At 67.7% G+C, this 18,669-nt stretch carries 12 protein-coding genes; all 12 read right to left on the reverse strand.

Annotation, left to right across the window (positions count from 1 at the left end; translation table 11 throughout):
• Window positions 1–337 precede the first annotated feature (337 nt).
• A complete protein-coding gene (locus HMPREF9058_RS13510) occupies window positions 338–1,654 on the reverse strand; it encodes a hypothetical protein (protein WP_009747837.1) in 1,317 nt (438 codons plus the stop codon).
• A gap of 162 nt (window positions 1,655–1,816) precedes the next feature.
• A complete protein-coding gene (locus tag HMPREF9058_RS11065) occupies window positions 1,817–4,495 on the reverse strand; it encodes a VanW family protein (protein ID WP_009747799.1) in 2,679 nt (892 codons plus the stop codon).
• A 15-nt stretch (window positions 4,496–4,510) separates the two neighbouring features.
• Window positions 4,511–6,433, reverse strand: a complete 1,923-nt coding sequence (typA, locus tag HMPREF9058_RS11070; RefSeq protein WP_009407458.1) for a translational GTPase TypA — start codon at window positions 6,431–6,433, stop codon at window positions 4,511–4,513.
• Between the two features lie 207 nt (window positions 6,434–6,640).
• Entirely contained in the window at window positions 6,641–7,843 is a 1,203-nt protein-coding gene (locus tag HMPREF9058_RS11075; RefSeq protein WP_043538205.1) for an MFS transporter, read from the reverse strand.
• Between the two features lie 87 nt (window positions 7,844–7,930).
• A complete protein-coding gene (locus HMPREF9058_RS11080; protein WP_009407220.1) occupies window positions 7,931–8,638 on the reverse strand; it encodes a hypothetical protein in 708 nt (235 codons plus the stop codon).
• A 61-nt stretch (window positions 8,639–8,699) separates the two neighbouring features.
• Complete coding sequence (locus HMPREF9058_RS11085; protein ID WP_009407164.1) at window positions 8,700–10,367, reverse strand: ABC transporter family substrate-binding protein; 1,668 nt, start codon at window positions 10,365–10,367, stop codon at window positions 8,700–8,702.
• Window positions 10,368–10,473: 106 nt separating this feature from the next.
• Window positions 10,474–12,681: an ABC transporter ATP-binding protein gene (locus tag HMPREF9058_RS11090; protein WP_009407020.1), complete on the reverse strand. Its 2,208-nt coding sequence runs from the start codon at window positions 12,679–12,681 to the stop codon at window positions 10,474–10,476.
• The gene (locus tag HMPREF9058_RS11095; protein WP_009747860.1) at window positions 12,678–13,664 is read right to left on the reverse strand and encodes an ABC transporter permease; all 987 of its coding nucleotides are present in this window, start codon (window positions 13,662–13,664) and stop codon (window positions 12,678–12,680) included. The genes HMPREF9058_RS11090 and HMPREF9058_RS11095 overlap by 4 nt, the downstream gene beginning before the upstream one ends.
• Window positions 13,665–13,694: 30 nt before the next feature.
• Window positions 13,695–14,654 carry an ABC transporter permease gene (locus HMPREF9058_RS11100; protein ID WP_009747777.1) on the reverse strand — a complete coding sequence of 320 codons (960 nt, stop codon included), beginning with the start codon at window positions 14,652–14,654 and terminating at the stop codon, window positions 13,695–13,697.
• 239 nt (window positions 14,655–14,893) lie between these two features.
• Window positions 14,894–16,786: an ABC transporter ATP-binding protein gene (locus HMPREF9058_RS11105; RefSeq protein ID WP_009747904.1), complete on the reverse strand. Its 1,893-nt coding sequence runs from the start codon at window positions 16,784–16,786 to the stop codon at window positions 14,894–14,896.
• A complete protein-coding gene (locus HMPREF9058_RS11110; RefSeq protein ID WP_009747766.1) occupies window positions 16,783–17,742 on the reverse strand; it encodes an ABC transporter permease in 960 nt (319 codons plus the stop codon). Before HMPREF9058_RS11110 ends, HMPREF9058_RS11105 begins: the two co-directional genes overlap by 4 nt.
• Complete coding sequence (locus tag HMPREF9058_RS11115) at window positions 17,735–18,664, reverse strand: ABC transporter permease (RefSeq protein WP_009407410.1); 930 nt, start codon at window positions 18,662–18,664, stop codon at window positions 17,735–17,737. Before HMPREF9058_RS11115 ends, HMPREF9058_RS11110 begins: the two co-directional genes overlap by 8 nt.
• Window positions 18,665–18,669: the final 5 nt, after the last annotated feature.

Here is an 18,669-nt window from a genome sequence, read left to right on the forward strand (position 1 = left end):
GCCCAAGAGGTGAGAGAGTGGCCGTCAGCACGCCGAAAACTCAGGGTTGCCATACCGCTATTACGTCACTGCCGGAGCGCGAATGTCACAGGTAACACCGACGTCGGAGCGCCGAGGAAGGCCGTCAGTGTCCATGGCGCTCACATCAACCCCGCACCGGCACCGCATGCAGACAGGGCCGCAGGCTGCCTGCATGCCCTCCCCGGCTCTCAGGAGCAGACGATGTCGTTGTCGGCGGCGTACTGGGTGGTAGGACATCGTCGGGCAGGATCTTGCCGTTGCACTCTGCCGTACCAACATGCAACCCAGCCAGTTCCTCCGCAGCACTCAGTCGCATTCAGTAGTTCAATGCCACCTCGACATAGACGAGGAGAAGGATGAGCACACTCAGCCCTCCCCACACCGCTACACCGATGAGCCACCCTTTAAGGAACTCTCGGTTGTAGGAGTTCGTCACTACCCCGAGGTTCCGCGCCATACTGTTCCCCATCATCATGGGGATCAAGCCGAACAAACCGAAGAAGAAGCTGATCCAGAAGGTTGTTCGCGTTGACGGCAGCATCGCTGCCGCACGAGCGGAGACATCCAGATCACCCGAGGGCACGTCCATCAATGGTGTCGTATCACCACCAACACCTTGAGCAGCCGCTGATTCGGACAGTGACGAACCAATAGGGACCGCCATATACATGCGCCCATCTGCACCGAGTATCTCCCGTCCCTGAGCATAAACACTTGGGACGGCCGCAGGCATCCCCACTGGAACGACGGCGGGGGCATGACCTACCGGAACGTCACCGGGGCTCCAGGTACCGGAGAACCACTGGCGAACAGGCCGGGACCACACCATCGCCATTGAGCTGAGGACAATCAGATCGCCAATATAAATCTGATGCTCAACCACAGACTCCGCCGTGAACACCAACGCCTGAAGCACAGTCAGAGTAACGAAGGCGGCATAGTAGCGCCTTCGGTTCGACACGACAACAACCCCAACCCCAAGAACAAGCTCCGCGAACCTAATAACGTATGTGAAAAGAGGCTCCTCCAACGTCCCCTGAAAAACACTTTCCAGCCCCCAACCAGGAAGTCCCATCACCCCATAAGTGGCACGAAAAAAGAAGAGCACAGAGACGATTATCAGTATGATCGATACACCTCGAGAAAATGCTACTCCAAGCAACTTAAGGCGAACCCCTGTCGGATCTCCTAGAGTCGACAGAATTAAAGCGGCAACAACCGGAAACAGAGCCACAGCCACCACAAAAGACGCCTGAATAGGGTCATCCAGAAACGATACACTATATGCTGCAGCAGGCACCAAGGAAGCCACTATCCCCGCCTGATCCCGCCTTCTCACATACATGACCACTGCGACAATATTCACCCACACAGGAGCAAACAAAAGTCTTTCAGGCAAATACCACAGAAGTAAATCCCAACCCACGGAAAAGATGTGCGAAAAACCACGAGTCGGAATGATCGTCACGCTGACGAACAACGAGACTATCAGAAGCGCAACAACTGCAATGTCCAGGCCAGAGAACCTGTTCGAATCGGGTGCACTCGTCAGCGCCGCCCCGGCGCGTCGTTCCTTACGTGGGGGCGCCGGCGGCACATTGTCGGGCTGCGAGGGCAAGGAGGAGTCACTCATGGAGTGAGTATCACCCCCAGGTCGCCCGATCGACTAGTCAGTAAGCAGCAATGGGGGTAGCAGCATCGTCCAACACCGGACAAGACGCCTCGCACTCTCCTCGGGATGCCACCCCAGGCGCTGCACCCCGGCAGAGGGCTGCAGGCTGCCGGGGCGCCCCGGTCAGGAGCAGACGATGTCGTTGTCGGCGGCGTACTGGGTGGTGAGCACGTCGTCGGGCAGCGCCTTGCCGTCGTGCTTGCGGGTGCGGGTGACGGTGATGTCGAAGCCGGGGTTGCCGCCCGAGTAGGGCTCGCAGCCGGGGCCGGACTTGCGCTCAGTGGACACCGGGCGGAAGTTGAACCGGTCCGAGGAGGTGATCGACACGTCGTAGTACTTCGTGGACCACATCCGCACGTGGATCTGCTCCCCGTCCAGCCAGGCCTGAACCAGCACCGCGTGGGACGTGGAGTTGGTGAACTTCACGTCGAGCTTGCCGGTCCACAAGGTGGCCTCGCGCCCGGCCGGGTAGCGGTCGAAGTAGTACTGGTGGGCGTGGTGCTCGGTGTCGTCCATGCCGGCCTCGAAGCCGGCGTTGAAGACGGTGGTGGCCACCTGGCTCAGCCCGCCGCCCAGGGAGTCGACGTGCTGCCCGTTGGAGATGACTCCGGCGTCGGCGAAGCCGTGCTCGTAGTCGACCTCGCCGAGGGTCTTCTCCAGGGAGAAGACCTCGCCGGGCTTGACGACGGTGCCGTTGACGAGCTCGGCTCCGCGGGTGAGGTTCTGGGTGCGCGGGGCGTCCCCGGCGTTGTACGGGGTGGCGAACTCGCCGATCGCCTCGCTGATGCCCCACTCGTTCTGCGGTGTCTTCACCGTCGGCTCGGACACGACCATCGGCAGGTTCACGGTCCGGCCGGCGACGTCGGTGGCGGAGGTGCCGGCCTTGAGCAGGCTCTCGGACAGGGCGGCGGTGTCGATGGTCTTCCCCTGAGCGGCGGGGACGTACTGGGGACGAGCCCCGGGGGCGCCGGTGGCGGAGCCGTCGATCTTCCAGGTCGCGTTCTGGGCGGGGGTCTCGACCTGGCCGACCCTGGCGACGATGGCGTCGCGCAGCGCGGTCGGGTCAAAGGTAGCGCTCAAGGTGCCGCCCTCGGAGGAGATCTTCAGCATCTCAGCGGTGTCCTGCGGTGAGAAGGCCGCGGCCGCGCCAGGGTTCTTGCTCTGCGCGCCGGCGCCGGCCGTGTTCACGGTCAGTCCGCTGGACAGCAGCGGCGTGAGGGTGCCGTTAACGAACGTGGAGGCCTCCTCGTCGGTGATGGCGGGGGTCGCGGTGCCCTCGGCCATGGCCAGGGTCTTCTTCCCCAGGGGCCAGGTGCCGCCGATCTGTTTGAGAGAGGCCTCGACGTCGAGTCCGATGCCGTTGCTCGCGGGCGTGGTGACCGGCTTGGTGCCATCGAGGGTCACGGTCGCCGAGACCGCGCCGTTGGCCATCTCGTCGACCCGGTCCTCCAGGGCGCCGCGCAGCGCGGTGGAATCGACCCGGATGACGGCGTCAGTGTGCTGGCCGCCGAGGCGCTGAGCCAGGGTGAGGGGGTTGAGGGTGAATCCGGTGAGCTTCTTGACCGAGGCGTCGGTGTCGACCGAGATTCCCGACTTGGCGGGCACGAGCTCGGAGCTTCCCTGCCCGACGGTGAGGGTGACGGGCTGGGCGAGCTGGTCGCCGACTCCCTTGCCGATGCGCTCGTGGGCCTTCTTGGGGCTCAGGCCGGAGACATCGACGCCGGAGACGGTGGTGCCAGAGGCGATGTGCTGGGTGGTCCACCAGGCGATGCCGCCCCAGGCCAGCAGCAGGGCCGCAGCCCCGGCGGCGCAGGCAGCGGGGACGAGGCGCCGACGGCGCGAGGAGCCCGACCCGACTGCTGCGCTGTTGGTCTTCTTCGCAACGTTCTGGACCTTGGCGGGCTTGTGCGCCTTCGCGGCCGCGGCCAGGGTCCCGGGGATGGCGGCGGGAGCGGCGTTGTCCCCCACCCGATCGGCATCGCCCTCTGCGGGTTCAGCGGCTCGGGCGGCGTCGACGGCGGGCATGGACTGCTCGGACGCCGAGGGCGACGCCCCGGACAGGCTCTTCGGCACAATCGACGGCGGCATGTCGCCGGAATCGGGGCTCCATGCGGTGCCCCGCCGGGTCTCGGCAGACGCATCGGCGCCGGCCGACTCATAGGGCGAGAGGACCTCAGCAGGGGTGGCCGCCTCGTCGACGACGCGCATCGATGCCGGCGTCGCCAACGGTTCGGCGGCTTCAGTGGCGGGAGCCTTCTCCTCAGGCTCCTCGGAGTGCTCGACGGACTCAGCCGGCTCGACCGATTCGGCAGTCTCCACCGGCTCGGCCTGGGACTCGCCGTCGAGGTTGAGGGTCGGGGTGCCATCGGCGTCCCCGCCCTCAGCGGAGTCGCCCTCGGCAGCCCCATCCTCAGGCCGCTCGACGGCCGGAACCTCCTCGGCCTGCTCGACGGACTCGGCCGGCTCGGCCACCTCCGCGGGCTTCACGGCCTCGACAGCCTCAGCGGCCTCCTGAGGCTCGTGGGCCTCGGCGCCGGGCTCCTCGTCCGGATCGTCCCGGGACTCCTCATCGAGGTTGAGGGTCGGGGTGTCATCGGCGTCCCCGCCCTCAGCGGAGTCATCCTCGGCCGTCCGACCCTCAGGCCGTTCGGCGCCCGGAGTCTCCTCAGGCTCCTCGACCGCCGCAGCATTCTCGGCCTGCTCAGCGGACTGGGCCGGCACAACAGCCTCAACGGACTCGACGGCGTCGGCTGCGGCCTCGGGGGCGGCAGGCTTCTCCCCGCGGTTGACGGACTGGCTCATGGGCGGCGGTTCCTCTCAGGCCTCGGCACGACGACGGCGGGCGTTCTCGCGGAAACGCTCCTGGGAGTTGAGGATGACCTTGCGGATGCGCACGGCCTCCGGGGTGACCTCGACGCACTCGTCGTCGGCGGCGAACTCGAGGGCCTCCTCCAGGGTGAGGCGGCGCGGCGGCACAAGGGCCTCGAAGGTGTCCGCGGTCGAGGAGCGCATGTTGGTCTGCTGCTTCTCACGGACCACGTTGACGTCCATGTCCTCGCCGCGGGGGTTCTCCCCCACAACCTGACCCTCGTAGGTCTCCTGGGTGGGCTCGACGAAGAAGCTGCCGCGGTCCTGCAGGCGGATGAGCGCGTAAGCGGTCACGGCCCCGGCGCGGTCGGAGACGAGGGAGCCTGTGGTGCGCGAGACGATCTTGCCGGCCCAGGGGGCGTAGCCCTCAGCGATGGAGGAGGCGATGCCGGTGCCACGGGTCTCGGTGAGGAACTGCGTGCGGAAGCCAATGAGGCCGCGGGCCGGCACGAGGAACTCCATGCGGATCCAGCCGGTGCCGTGGTTGGTCATGGTCTCCATCTGGCCCTTGCGGGCGGCCATGAGCTGGGTGACGGCGCCCAGGTACTCCTCAGGGACGTCGATGGTCATGCGCTCGATGGGCTCGTGGCGCTTGCCGTCGATGGTGCGGGTGACCACTTGGGGCTTGCCGACGGTCAGCTCGAATCCCTCACGGCGCATCTGCTCCACGAGGATCGCCAGCGCCAGCTCGCCGCGCCCCTGGACCTCCCAGGCGTCGGGCCGGGTGGTGGGCAGGACCCGCAGGGACACGTTGCCGATGAGCTCGCGGTCCAGGCGGTCCTTGACCTGGCGGGCGGTGACCTTCGCGCCCTTGGTGCGCCCGGCCATCGGGGAGGTGTTGATGCCGATGGTCATGGCGATGGCCGGGTCGTCCACGGTGATGAGCGGCAGGGGGCGGGGGTCCTCGGGGTCGACGAGGGACTCGCCGATGGTGATGTCCTCGATCCCGGCGACGGCGACGATGTCGCCGGCGTGCGCCTCTTCGGCGGGCTTGCGATCCAGCCCCTCGGTAACGAGGAGCTCGGAGACGCGGGCGGAGGACAGGGAGCCGTCGTGGCGGGCCCAGGCCACCGTCTGCCCCTTGCGCAGGGTGCCGTTGTGGATGCGCAGCAGCGCCAGGCGGCCCAGGAAGGGTGACGCGTCCAGGTTGGTGACGTGGGCCTGCAGAGGGGCGCCCTCCTCGTAGGAGGGGCCGGGGATCCGTTCGATGATGGTGCGGAAGAGCGGCTCGAGGTTCTCGTTGGCCGGCAGCTCGCCGTCGGCCGGGGCCTCGGTGTCGGCGCGGCGGGCCTTGGCGGAGGCGTAGATGACGGGCACATCCAGGACGGCGTCGAGGTCGATGTCGGGGTGCTCGTCAGCCAGGTCGCTGGCCAGGGACAGCAGCAGGTCAGTGGACTCGGAGACGACCTCGTCGAGCCGGGAGTCGGGGCGGTCCACCTTGTTGACCACGAGGATGACCGGCAGGTTCGCGGCCAGGGCCTTGCGCAGCACGAAGCGGGTCTGGGGCAGGGGCCCCTCGGAGGCGTCGACGAGGAGGACGACACCGTCGACCATGGACAGCCCGCGCTCGACCTCACCGCCGAAGTCGGCGTGGCCGGGGGTGTCGATGACGTTGATGACGATGCCCTCGGGGCAGCCGGCATCCGCAGCGGAGGGGCCCGAGTAGTGGACCGCCGTGTTCTTGGCGAGGATCGTGATGCCCTTCTCGCGCTCCAGCTCGCCGGAGTCCATGACGCGCTCACCGGTGGTCTCCTCGGTGGCCCGGGCCCCGAAGGCCCCCGCCTCCCAAAGCATGGCGTCGACAAGAGTGGTCTTGCCGTGGTCGACGTGGGCGACAATGGCGACGTTGCGCAGATCCTGGCGCACGGTCATAGGGGGCACTTCTTCCGGTGGGAGGACGCCGCGGGCCAGGCACCGCTCAGGCACCGACCACAGGGCACGAAACAGAGAAAGACTAGAGGACGCCGGTCGCGACCTGCCATGGCCGGGCCAACACCCGCCATGTGCCGCCCCTCACCTCGACCATTCAGGAGCCGACGGCATCAACCGCCGGGTGGGACTGCGAGCACGAGCCACCGGTCATTCCACAGCCGGCTCGACTTGCTCCACCTCCGGGGAGACAGCGCACGCCCACAGACACCCGAGCAGCACCAATACGCATACCCCGGCGGTCGTCAGCACACCCGCGCCCTGGCCCAGCCACACCGCAAGGGCGGGAACAGCCACATAGCCCAGCGGCGCGACGCCATCCCCGGCGAGGTAGTCCAAGGCGAACACAGAGGGCAGTGCGTCACGCTCAACTCGAGACTGAAGAAACGTCTCCCAAGCCACACTCGTCGCCGCAATCACGGCACTTGACACGAAGAGAGACACCGCGACCAGCCACAGAGGCGCACCGAGCACCACACTGACCGGAACCGGAACGAAGCTGAGAAGCGCAACCAGGCACAGCACTGGGCGCGACAAGCGGGATGGCAGACGAACCAAGGACCCCACGATCCCACCGACGGCAAACAAGGACTCACTGACTCCGATGAACCATAACGCCCGATAATCATCGCGCAGCATCACCGGGTATATCGTCATGTAACTCCCCCACACAGTAAAGTGCCACACCCCGGAGCCGACCAGCACAACGAGAACACCTCGGGAACGTGCAGCGGCCCGCAGGCCCCGCTTCAGCGCGGTCACGCGATCCGCACCACCCGTTCTGCGCCCCTTCGGCAGGCGGCTCTGCGACAGCAGGCACACGAGCATCAGCAGGGATACCAGCCACCAAGCATCTGAAACACCTCGCCATGACTGCACCAGCGCAATAACTCCAGGGCCGGCGACCGCGCACAGGCCAGCGACGACAGCCCTGGCAGAATTCATCCGATCCAGCAGGTCCGGCCGCACCAGGTCTGCGACATAGGACCCCATCGTTGGATACATGATCGATGCGACAAACTCCAAGGCGAACGACACAGTGACGTACACGCCGAGACCAACCGAGCCAGCACGACTCAGTATCGCGATCCCACCACAGATGACGATCCATGCGGCCGCCGCACCACCGAACATGGTCTTGGGGCTGACGTGGACCAGCATCTGCGGAGCCAACAAAGCGCCCAAGATGCCCGGCAGCGCACCCACGCCGAGAACCAGCCCGACGCCGGAGGCACTGTAACCCTCCGACGCGACAGCTATCGCCAGCAATACGGGAACCGCCGAATTCGCCAGGACATACAGGCCTCGCGACACAAGAAACTCAACGACGTATTCCTCCGCCATCAGCTTCATTCAGCTACCCTTCCCGCCGTACTCCCAGTACGTGTTCGTCCGTCTCACGGCTGTTCACCGAGTACACCAAGGCGCCGATAGGGCGGGTCATAGGAGCACAGTCGCGGCCGCGAGCGCGACGGCGAGCAGTCCGGCGGCGGCGACGACCGGGCGGTTGAGGCTGCTGGTCACGCCGGCGACCTCGCCGGGCGCCGTCTCGTCCGCGGCCCGAGCGGGAAGGCTGCGCACCTGCTCGGCGTAGGCCTCGATGAGGGACCCGGCGTCACCGGTGTCGAGGTTGGTGCGGTGAGTCCCCTCCCCCACCAGGTACTCCGGGCGCACCGCCGGGGTCGGCTCGGCGGCCCGCAGGCCGTCGCGCCGCTCCTGCTGCTCGCGCAGTTCCTGGCGGCGCCGGAAGGACTCGGCCATGCCGCCGCGGCGGGGAGCGGCCGAGGCCCGCACCTCGACGTCGTCGCGGGTGACGACCGACAGCCCCCAACGGGTGCGGCACATCTCGACCTCGCCCCAGTCCAGCACGTGGGTGCGCCAGGCGTTGCGGATGGTGAGGGCCCGCGGGGCCAGGGTGATCTGCGGGGCCCACCACAGCAGCCAGGTGAGGAAGGTGAGCGCCCCCGCCCAGGCCAGGGTGCGCAGCCCGTGGGCGGCGCCGTCGGCCAGGCCGATCGTCAGGGACATCCCCGCCGAGGCCAGGCCGATGAGGGCGGTGCCGAGGCGGGCCGGCAGGGACCGGATGACGACGGTCGGCATGGCAGGGGGCACGGTGATGGACACAGCGGTGGGCACGTCTTCTTGCACGGGCGCATCATGCCGCACCGGCTCTCGTCCGTCGTCATCCGGTCCGGTTGAGGGCACCGGCTCAGCTCTTGACGTAGCCGATGCTCTCGGGCCGGAAGGAGGCCAGCCCCTGAGCGCCGAAGTTGCGCAGCGTCTTGGGCACGGCGGTCAGCTGCATGCGCTGGTAGATCGGGATGTTGAAGACGTTCTCCCACAGAATCTTGTCGAGCTCGTTGGCGAGCTTGTTGCGCTCGGCGCCGTCGGGGGTCGAGCCGATCTTGGCGACGTACTGGTCGACCTCGGGAACGGACATTCCGGTGTAGTTCGACTGGCTGGTCGAGGCGTAGTACTGGCCCACGTTGGCCAGGGGGTACTGGGTGTTCTCGGTGGTGAAGGCCGTCAGCGCGTAGTTCTTCTTGTTGAGGTACTCCGGGAAGTATTTGTCGATCTCGACGGTGGAGACACTGAGCTTGATGCCGACCTCGCCCAGCTGCTTCTGGAGGAGGTTGGCCTCGTTGGTGGCCACCGGGGCGTTGGAGGGGATGGTCATCACCAGCTCGAGCTTCGTGCCGTCCTTGGCACGCACGCCGTCGGAGCCGGCCGCCCAGCCGGCGCCGTCGAGCAGCTTCTTGGCGGCCTCGACGTCGTGTCCCCAGCTGGTGGAGTTGTCCTGGTAGCCCTCCTGGACGGGCAGGAAGAAGCGGTTGCCCATGAGGGTCTTCTTGGCGTCCACCGGCAGACCGGCCAGGTCGGAGGTGGCGATGGCCTCACGGTTGGTGGCCCGGACGATGGCCTGGCGCACGGCCTTGTCCGCCAGGGGCCCGGAGGAGGCGTTGAACATGATGTGACGCCACTGCAGGCCGGTGTTCTGGCGGACCTCGGCGTCGTCGCGGCCGCTGGCCTGCTGGTAGACGTCGGCGGAGAAGATGTAGTCCAGGACGTCGATCTCCTTGTTGGCGAAGGCCTGTCCCAGGGCGGAGTCGTCCAGGACGTGCAGGGTGACGGTCTCGAGCTTGGGGGTGGCGCCCCACCACTTGTCGTTGCGCTCCAGGGTGATGATCTGCTTGGACTCGTCGTAGCTCTTGATCTTGAAGGGGCCGGCGAAGTAGTCGTTGTTGAACTTGGTGGCGCCGGCCATCGACTCGTTGAAGGTCGTGGCGTCGGCCACGAGCTCCTTGGGGTAGAGGGTGGCTAGCGCAGCGGACCAGTCGGGGTAGACCGAGTTGAAGGTGATCTTGGCGGTCTGCTTGTCCACGATCTCGACCTTCTCGACCTTATCGATTCCCTCGGTGGAGGCCCAGGAGTAGCTGGGGTCATTGACATGGTCGAAAGAGGCCTTGATGTCCTCGGAGTCCCACTTGCGTCCGTTGCCCCAGGTGGCTTTCTCGTTGACGGCCACGGTGACCACGGTCTTGCCGCCGACCTCCTCGGCCTCGAGCTTGGTGAGGAAGTCGGGGTTCGGTGTCGCCTTGCCGTCCTCGGCCCAGTCGAGGGTGTAGGGCATGACGAACTTCATGACCAGGCGTGTGTCGACGAGGTTGCCATCCACGGTCATGGCGTTCCAGTTTGTGGGCGCCGTGGCGATGCCGAAGCGCAGCGTGCCCCCGTCCTGGAGCTCGTCGGGGGCGGCACTCGGCACGCCGGCAGTGGACCCCGAGGAGCCGGAGCCGTTCTTGGCACAGGCGGCCAGGGCGGTCAGGACGGCCGCGGAGGCCGTCGTGGCGAGGAACATGCGACGGTTGAGCTTCATGGGAATCTCCGTTCACTAAGGGCGCCGTCGTCGGCGCGCGGTGGTGGGCAGGATCGGTGGACTGAATCGGTTGATAGTGCGATGGGTGGACTCGGGGCGAGGGACGTCAGAAGACCGCGGTGCGCTCGGGGTAGTAGCAGGCGACGTCGTGGTCCTCGCCCTGGGAGCGGAACTCCGGCATGGCTCCCAGGCAGGCCGAGCGCTCGTCGTCGGTGAGTCCTGAGGCGAACTTCGGGCAGCGGGTGCGGAAGCGGCAACCCGAGGGCGGGTTGGCGGGGCTGGGCATGTCGCCCTCCAGGACGATGCGGCTGCGACCGCGCTCCTTGGCCGGGTCCGGGATGGGGATCGCCGAGAGCAGGGCCTGGGTGTAGGGGTGGGCCGGGGCCTCGAAGATGGTGTCGACGTCGCCGATCTCCACGATCCGCCCCAGGTACATGACGGCGACGCGGTCGGCGATGTGGCGCACCACTGACAGGTCGTGGGCCACGAAGAGGTAGCTGAGCCCCATGGTGGCGCGCAGCTCGTCGAGCAGGTTGATGACACCGGCCTGAATGGACACGTCCAGGGCGGAGACAGGCTCGTCGAGGACCAGGAGGCTGGGTTCGAGGGCCAGGGCCCGGGCGATGCCGATGCGCTGACGCTGCCCGCCGGAGAAGTTGCGCGGGTAGCGGTTGGCGTGGCTGGGCTCGAGCCCGACAAGCCCCATGAGCTCCTCGATGCGCGGCCCGATGTCCGCCTTCTTCCAGCCGTTGGCCCGCAGCGGCTCGGCGATGATGTCGAAGATCGGCAGGCGCGGGTCCAGGGAGGCCATGGGGTCCTGGAAGACGATCTGCAGGTCGCGGCGCACCTGGCGGCGCTGGGCCCGCCCCAGGTCGGCCGTGTCCTTGCCCAGGACCACGATCGTGCCCTCCTGGGGCCCCTGGAGGGAGAGGACCTCCATGAGGGTGGTGGTCTTGCCGCATCCGGACTCGCCGACCAGGGCCAGGGTCTCGCCCCGGCGGACGTCGAAGGAGACGCCGTCGACGGCGTGGACGGTGCCCACGCGTCTTTTGAAGACGGCGCCCTTCATGAGGGGGAACTCCTTGACGAGGTCGGTGACGCGCAGGACCTCGGGGCGCTCGGCGTGCGGCAGGCTCATGGTCTCGGGAGTCTTGAGAGCCGGCACGGGGTAGATGTGGGAGTAGTCGAGCTGGTCCCGCTCAATCTCGTCGCGGCGGTGGCAGGCCGAGTACTGGGCGCCGGAACCGGCCTCCTGGCCGTCGGTCCCGTCGCGCTCCACGAGGGTGAGCTCCGGCTCCTCCTGGGCGCACTCGGCCTGGGCCATGGGGCAGCGGGGGATGAAGGGGCACCCTCGGGGCAGCTCCAGCAGGGAGGGCGGGTTGCCCTCCAGGGTGGCCAGGGCCGAGTCCTTGCGCGCGTCCAGACGGGGCAAGGAGCCGAGCAGGCCGATCGTGTAGGGCATGCGCGAGCGGTAGAAGATGTCGTCGACGTCGCCGGTCTCCACGATGCGCCCGGCGTACATGACGGCCACCCGGTCGGCCATGCCGGCCACGACTCCCAGGTCGTGGGTAATCATGATGACGCCGGCACCGGTCTCCTTCTGGGCGGTGCGCAGCACGTCAAGGATCTGGGCCTGGATGGTGACGTCGAGGGCCGTGGTGGGCTCGTCGGCGATGATGAGATCGGGGTCGTTGGCGATCGCGATGGCGATGACGGCCCGCTGGCGCATGCCGCCGGAGAACTCGTGGGGGTAGGCCTTGGCGCGCACCTGCGGGTTGGGGATGCCCACCAGGTCGAGCAGCTCGACGGCGCGCTTGTGGGCGTCCGCCTCGCTCATGCCGGGCTGGTGGATCCGCAGGGCCTCGACGATCTGGGCGCCCACCGTGTACACGGGGGTCAGGGCGCTGAGCGGGTCCTGGAAGACCATGGCGACCTGGGAGCCGCGGATGCGGGACATGTAGCCGTCGGGCCGCCCCAGCAGCTCGGTGCCGTGGAGGCGCACCGAGCCGGTGACCTCGGCGGACTCGTCGAGCAGTCCCATGACCGCCGTCGAGGTGACGGACTTGCCCGAGCCGGACTCACCGACCAGGGCCAGCACCTCACCGCGGGCGACGGACAGGTTGACTCCGCGCACGGCGTTGACGCGCCCGTCCTCGGAGGGGAAGGAGACCTGCAGGTCGGAGACCTCCAGCAGCGGAGCCGTGCTGGTGGGGTCCGGCAGCGCGTCGTCGCCTCTGCGGGCATCGACGGCGGGCACGGCCGCGGCACTCTTCGTGGCCTCGGCGGAAGTGCGGGTGCTGCTCGTGGGGCTCATGCCTTGCCTCCTGACTTGGACGAGGGATCGATGGCATCGCGCAGACCGTCACCCATGACGTTGACGCACAGGAGCATGAGGACGAGCACGGCGGCCGGGGCCAGGAAGATCCAGGGGTAGGTGGTCGCGGAGCGCTGCCCCTCGGCAATGAGGGTGCCCAAGGAGGTGTTGGGCGACTGGACCCCGAAACCGAAGTAGGACAACGTCGTCTCGCTGATGACGGCGTAGGCCACGTTGATGGTGGCGTCCACGATGAGCAGGGAGGCGATATTGGGCAGGATGTGCCGGGCGATGATGACGGGACTGGGCACGTTCATGAAGCGGGCGGCATTGACGTACTCCAGGTTCTTCACGCTCAGCGTCAGGGAGCGCACCACGCGGGCCGTGAGCATCCACCCGAAGCCGGCCAGCAGGATGATGAACAGCGCGATGGAGCCCTTGGCGGCTCCGGCCCGCTGGGAGAGGATCGCGATGATGAGGAAGGAGGGCACCACCAGGAGCAGGTCAGTGGCCCACAGGGCGATCTTCTCCCACCAGCCGCCGAAGTAGGCGGCCGAGGAACCGATGACGGCGGCGATGCCCGTCTGGAGCAGGGCGACGAAGACGCCGATCATCATGGACTTGCGGGTGCCCTCCACGACCATCGCATAGACGTCGCGGCCGCCCTGGGTGGTGCCGAACCAGTGGTCGGCACTGGGGGCCTGCAGGAAGGCGGAGGAGTCGACGTCGGTGAAGGTCCAGTGGGTCGCGGCGTCACCGAGGAGCGCGAAGAGCACCATGAGCAGGAAGCCGATCGCGCCGACGACGGCCCCCTTGTTGCGCCAGAAGCGCCGGGTGATGATCTGCCTGCGGGTCAGACGCCGGGAGTCCCTGGGGGTCTCCTTGGTGATGTCGCCCAGGTCCTCGGGGCTCAGCGGGGCCTCCCCGCCCTGCTCGACGGCGGCATAGCCGCCCACCGTCATCTGCTTGCCGATGGAGGCCATCCCGTTGGGTTCAGCATTGCGCGCCATGGGTCAGCTCACCCTCACTCTCGGGTCGACGATCGCCACGAAGACATCGGACAGGAGCGCGCCGGTGAGGGTGCACAGCCCGGAGAAGGCGACCACGGCCGTCACTCCGTTGATGTCCATGCCGGAGATCGCGCTGATGGAGTACTCGCCCATGCCGTGCCAGCCGTAGACCCGCTCGGTGATGGCGGCACCGGTGAACAGGGTGGCCAGGGCGAAGGCGAAGTAGGTGGCCATGGGGATGAGCGCGGTGCGCAGCGCGTGGCGGGTCAGCGCCTTGCGCTTGATGAGGCCCTTGGCGCGGGCGGTGCGCACGTAGTCGGCGCCCAGGGTGTCGAGCATGAGGTTGCGCTGGAAGCGGGAGTAGGAGGCGATACCGCCCAGCGACATCGACAGGGTGGGAAGCAGCAGGTGCTGGAGGCGACCGAGGGCGCCCTCCCCCTCACCGGTGAACTCGAAGATCTGGAAGCCGGAGCTGCGGTTGATCTGGACGGCCAGGACCTGCAGGAGGATCGCGATGACCATGGCTGGGGTGGAGATGATAATCATGGAGATCAGGGAGGTCACGCGGTCGGAGAAGCGGTACTGGCGCGTGGCGGTCCAGGCCCCCAGGGCCACTCCCCCGACCATGCCGATAGCGGCACCCAGGAAGACCAGCCGCACCGAGACGAAGATCTTGGTGCCGATGAGGGTATTGATGAGCTCACCCTTGGGGGTGCGCCCCCAGTCCCAGTGGAAGAGCACGTTGCGCAGCCAGGTGACGTAGCGGTCCCACACGGGCAGGTCGTGACTGATGTTGTACTTCACGAGGTTGGCGTGAATGGCGTCCCAGTTGAGGGAAGGGTCCTGACGGTTCCACAGGGCCGACGGATCCAGGGAGGCCGAGGCCAGTAGATAGGCCAACGATGTGGCGATGAACAGCAGGACCGCGTAGTTCGCGATCCGGCGCGCCAGGTACGGGAGCATGCGTTCTCCTCCTTCGGACAACCCACCGGTACGTGGAACACCGGCCCGTGGCACGAGCACCTGACAGCCGTGAAGGTGACACCGTGTACGAACAAATGAACGGGGTCACAATACCTGTTGAGTGAAACTCAATGGATACATTTCCAGCATTCAGGAAATGCCCGCCTGGTCGATATCGGAGGGGAAATGAAACGCGGCGGTGGATAGAAGTCCACCGCCGCGTCGTCAGATGTCCATCCTCAGCTCTCGGACCCGGAGGGTGCCTCATCGCCGTAGAGGTCGATGCCGGCTCCGGGGACGGCCCGGATGAGCTCGCGGGTGTAGTCCTGGCGCGGGTTGGCGAAGAGCTCATCGGCCGCCCCGGACTCCACGGTGCGCCCGTGCTCCATGACGACGACGTCGTCGGCGATCTGGCGCACGACGGCCAGGTCGTGGGTGATGAACAGGTAGGTCAGCTCCAGCTCGGCCTGCAGGTCGGACAGCAGGCGCAGGATCTGGGCCTGGACCAGCACGTCCAGGGCGGAGACCGCCTCGTCAAGGACGACGATCTGCGGCTTGAGGGCCAGGGCGCGGGCGATGGCGACGCGCTGGCGCTGCCCCCCGGAGAGCTCGTGGGGGTAGCGGCGCATGACCGAGCGCGGCAGGGAGACCATGTCGAGCAGCTCGGCGACGCGCGCCTCGCGCTCCTTGGCCGTGCCGATCCCGTGGACCCTCAGCGGCTCCTCGACGACGCGGAAGATCGAGTACATCGGGTCCAGGGAGCCGTAGGGGTTCTGGAAGACCGGCTGCATGATGCGCCGCAGGGCGAAGAGCTCCTTGGGCCCCAGGGTGGACAGGTCCACCCCGTCGTGAAACACCTTGCCGGAGGTGGGGTCGATGAGGTTCAGGATGATGTTGGCGACCGTGGACTTGCCCGAGCCGGACTCACCGACGAGCGCCGTCGTCGTGCCCTTGCGGATACCGAAGCTGACGTCGTCGACGGCGGTGAGGGTCTTGTCCTTGCCCTTGGCGCCGCGCACCTCGAAGACCTTGGTGAGGTGCTCCACGCGCAGGATCTCCTCGGTGGCGCTCGATCCCAGGCTGGCGCCCAGGAGCTCGTCGTCGGTGACCTGGATGCCGCGGGCGTGGGCGGACTCGATGCGCCGGGAGGCCAGGGAGGGGGCGGCCTTGACCAGACGCTGGGTGTAGGGATGGCGGGGGTCTTGGAGCACCTCGAGGCTGGGACCGGACTCGACGACCCGGCCGCGGTGCATAACAACGATGTGCTCGGCCCTCTCAGCGGCCAGCCCCAGGTCGTGGGTGATGAAGAGCATCGCGGTGCCCAGCTCGCGCACGAGGGTCTGGAGGTGGTCGAGGATACGTCGCTGGACGGTGACGTCCAGGGCGCTGGTGGGCTCATCGGCGATGAGCAGGTCGGGGCGGGCGGCCAGGCCGATGGCGATGAGGGCGCGCTGGCGCATGCCGCCGGAGAACTCGTGGGGGTACTGCTTGGCCCGCCGGGAGGCCTCGGGCAGGCCGGCCTGCTCCAGCAGGAGGGCCACCTGCTCGTCGACGTCGATGCGCCCGCCGGCCGAGGGGGCCGCCTTCTGGGCGCGGTCGGCACGCCCAGCGCGCCCCGCGTGCCCAGTGTGCTCGGCATGTTCGACCATGAGGTGGGCGAGGCGGTCGTCGGCGACGCCGGCCAGGCCGTTGGCCCGCAGCGCCTCCTTGACCTGGAAGCCGATGGACCACACCGGGTTGAGGTTGGACATGGGGTCCTGGGGCACCAGTCCGATGGAGGAGCCGCGCAGGGCGGTGAGCTCCTGGGTGCCCAGATGAGTGATGTCGCGGCCCTGGAAGCGGATCGTGCCGCCGGTGACCCGACCGGTTCCGGGCAGCAGCCCGATGACGGCGTGGGCCAGGGTGGACTTGCCCGAGCCCGATTCCCCCACGATGGCCACGGACTGGCCGGGGTAGAGGGTCAGGTTCGCCTTGCGCACGGCCGGGACGAGCCCGGTCGAGGAGCGGAAGGCGACCTCCAGGTCGCTGATCTCCAGGAGGGGGTCGCTCTCGGCCTTCCAGGAGGCCGCGGGGGCGAAGGTCTTGTCGGAGGCGCCTGAGGCGGTGGCGGTGGATGCGTTGGAGGGTGTCACTTGCGGGCCTTCGGGTCCAGGGCGTCGCGGACGACGTCGCCGAGCATGATGAAGCCGAGCACGGTCAGGGCCAGTGCGCCGGCGGGGAAGAGCAGGACGCTGGGGTGGCTGTTGAGGGCGTCCTTGGCGGCCGCGATGTCTGCGCCCCAGGAGACGACCGAGGAGGGCAGGCCGATGCCCAGGAAGCTCAAGGTGGCCTCAGAGACGATGAAGACGCCGAGCTCGACGGTGGCGGTCACGATGATGGGGGCGGCGGCGTTGGGCATGACGTGGCGCAGCAGCATGGCCATGCGTCCTGAGCCCAGTGCCCGCGAGGCGGTCACGTAGTCCTCGTTCTTGACGCTCATGACCGAGCCTCGCGTGATGCGGGCGATCTGGGGCCAGCCGAACAGGGCCAGGACCAGGATGACGGTGAGGATCGAGCGGTCGTTGCGGAACATCTGCATGACGACGATGGCCGCCAGGACGAAGGGCACGGCGAAGAAGATGTCAGTGACGCGCGAGAGCAGCGCGTCGAAGAACCCGCCGAAGAACCCGGCCAGGGCCCCGACGGCCGAGCCGACGAGGACCACGACGAGGGTGGTGAAGATGCCCACGCTCACCGAGGCCCGAGCCCCGTGGACCGTGCGGGCGAAGATGTCGCAGCCCTGGATGTCGAATCCGAAGGGGTGGCCCCAGGAGGGCCCCTGATAGGAGTTGACCAGCGTGCAGTAGCCGGGGTCGCGCGGGGCGATGAGCCCGGGGACCAGGGAGAAGGCCACGGCCACGGCGATGAGCACCGAGGCCACCCAGAAGATGGGCCGACGGCGCAGCTGCCTCCAGGCGTCGACCCAGACGGAGGCCGGGGCGGACTCGTCGGCGACGGCGTCGACGGCACCCAGGCCGATCTCGTCGTCGGCGATGACGAAGCGCTCCTGGCCCGGGCGGGTAGTGGGGGACGTGGTGTTCTCAGGCATAGCGGATCCTCGGGTCCAGGGCGGCGTAGAGCAGGTCCACCAGGAGGTTGGAGACGATGAAGACGAGCACGAGCACGGTCGTGAAGGACACGACCATGGGGCCGTCACCGCGGATGATGGCGGAGTAGAGGGTGCCGCCCACGCCCTTGATGTTGAAGATGCCCTCGGTGACGATGGCGCCTCCCATGAGGGCCCCCAGGTCCGCACCCAGGAAGGTGACGACCGGGACCAGGGAGTTGCGCAGGACGTGGACGATCATGACGCGGACCCCGCTCAGGCCCTTGGCCCGGGCGGTGCGCACGTGGTCGGCGGTGAGGTTCTCGGCCACCTCGGTGCGGGTCAGACGCAGCACGTAGGCGAAGGAGACGGCGCCCAGCACGACCGCGGGCATGAGGAGCTCGGTGAAACCGGGGCTCTCACCGGCGGTCACGGGCAGCCAGCCCAGCCGCACCCCGACGATGAACTGCAGGACGAAGCCGATGACGAAGGTGGGCACGGCGATGACCACCAGGGAGAGCACCAGGACGGTGGCGTCGAACCAGCCGCCCTTCCTCACCCCGGCGATGAGGCCGAAGCCGATACCTGCGATGGCCTCGAAGGCCAGGGCCATGAGGGAGAGCTTGATGGTGATCGGGTAGGCCCGCACCAGCACGTCGAGGACGGACTCGGTCCCCCGCAGCGACTGGCCCAGATCCAGGGTGAACAGTCCCTTGAGGTAGAGCAGGTACTGGACGATGAAGGGCTTGTCGAGGTGGTAGCTGGCCTTGATCTGGTCGATCACCTCGGGGCTGAGCGAGCGCTGGCCCCCGAGCGCGGCGATCGGGTCGCCCGGCAGGGCGAAGACCATGGCGTAGATGAGCAGCGTGGCACCGAAGAACACCGGGACCATCTGCAGCAGCCTGCGTGCGACGTAGCGAAGCATGTCTC

The organism is Actinomyces sp. oral taxon 175 str. F0384 (genome assembly GCF_000223355.1).
Classification (GTDB): domain Bacteria; phylum Actinomycetota; class Actinomycetes; order Actinomycetales; family Actinomycetaceae; genus Actinomyces; species Actinomyces oris.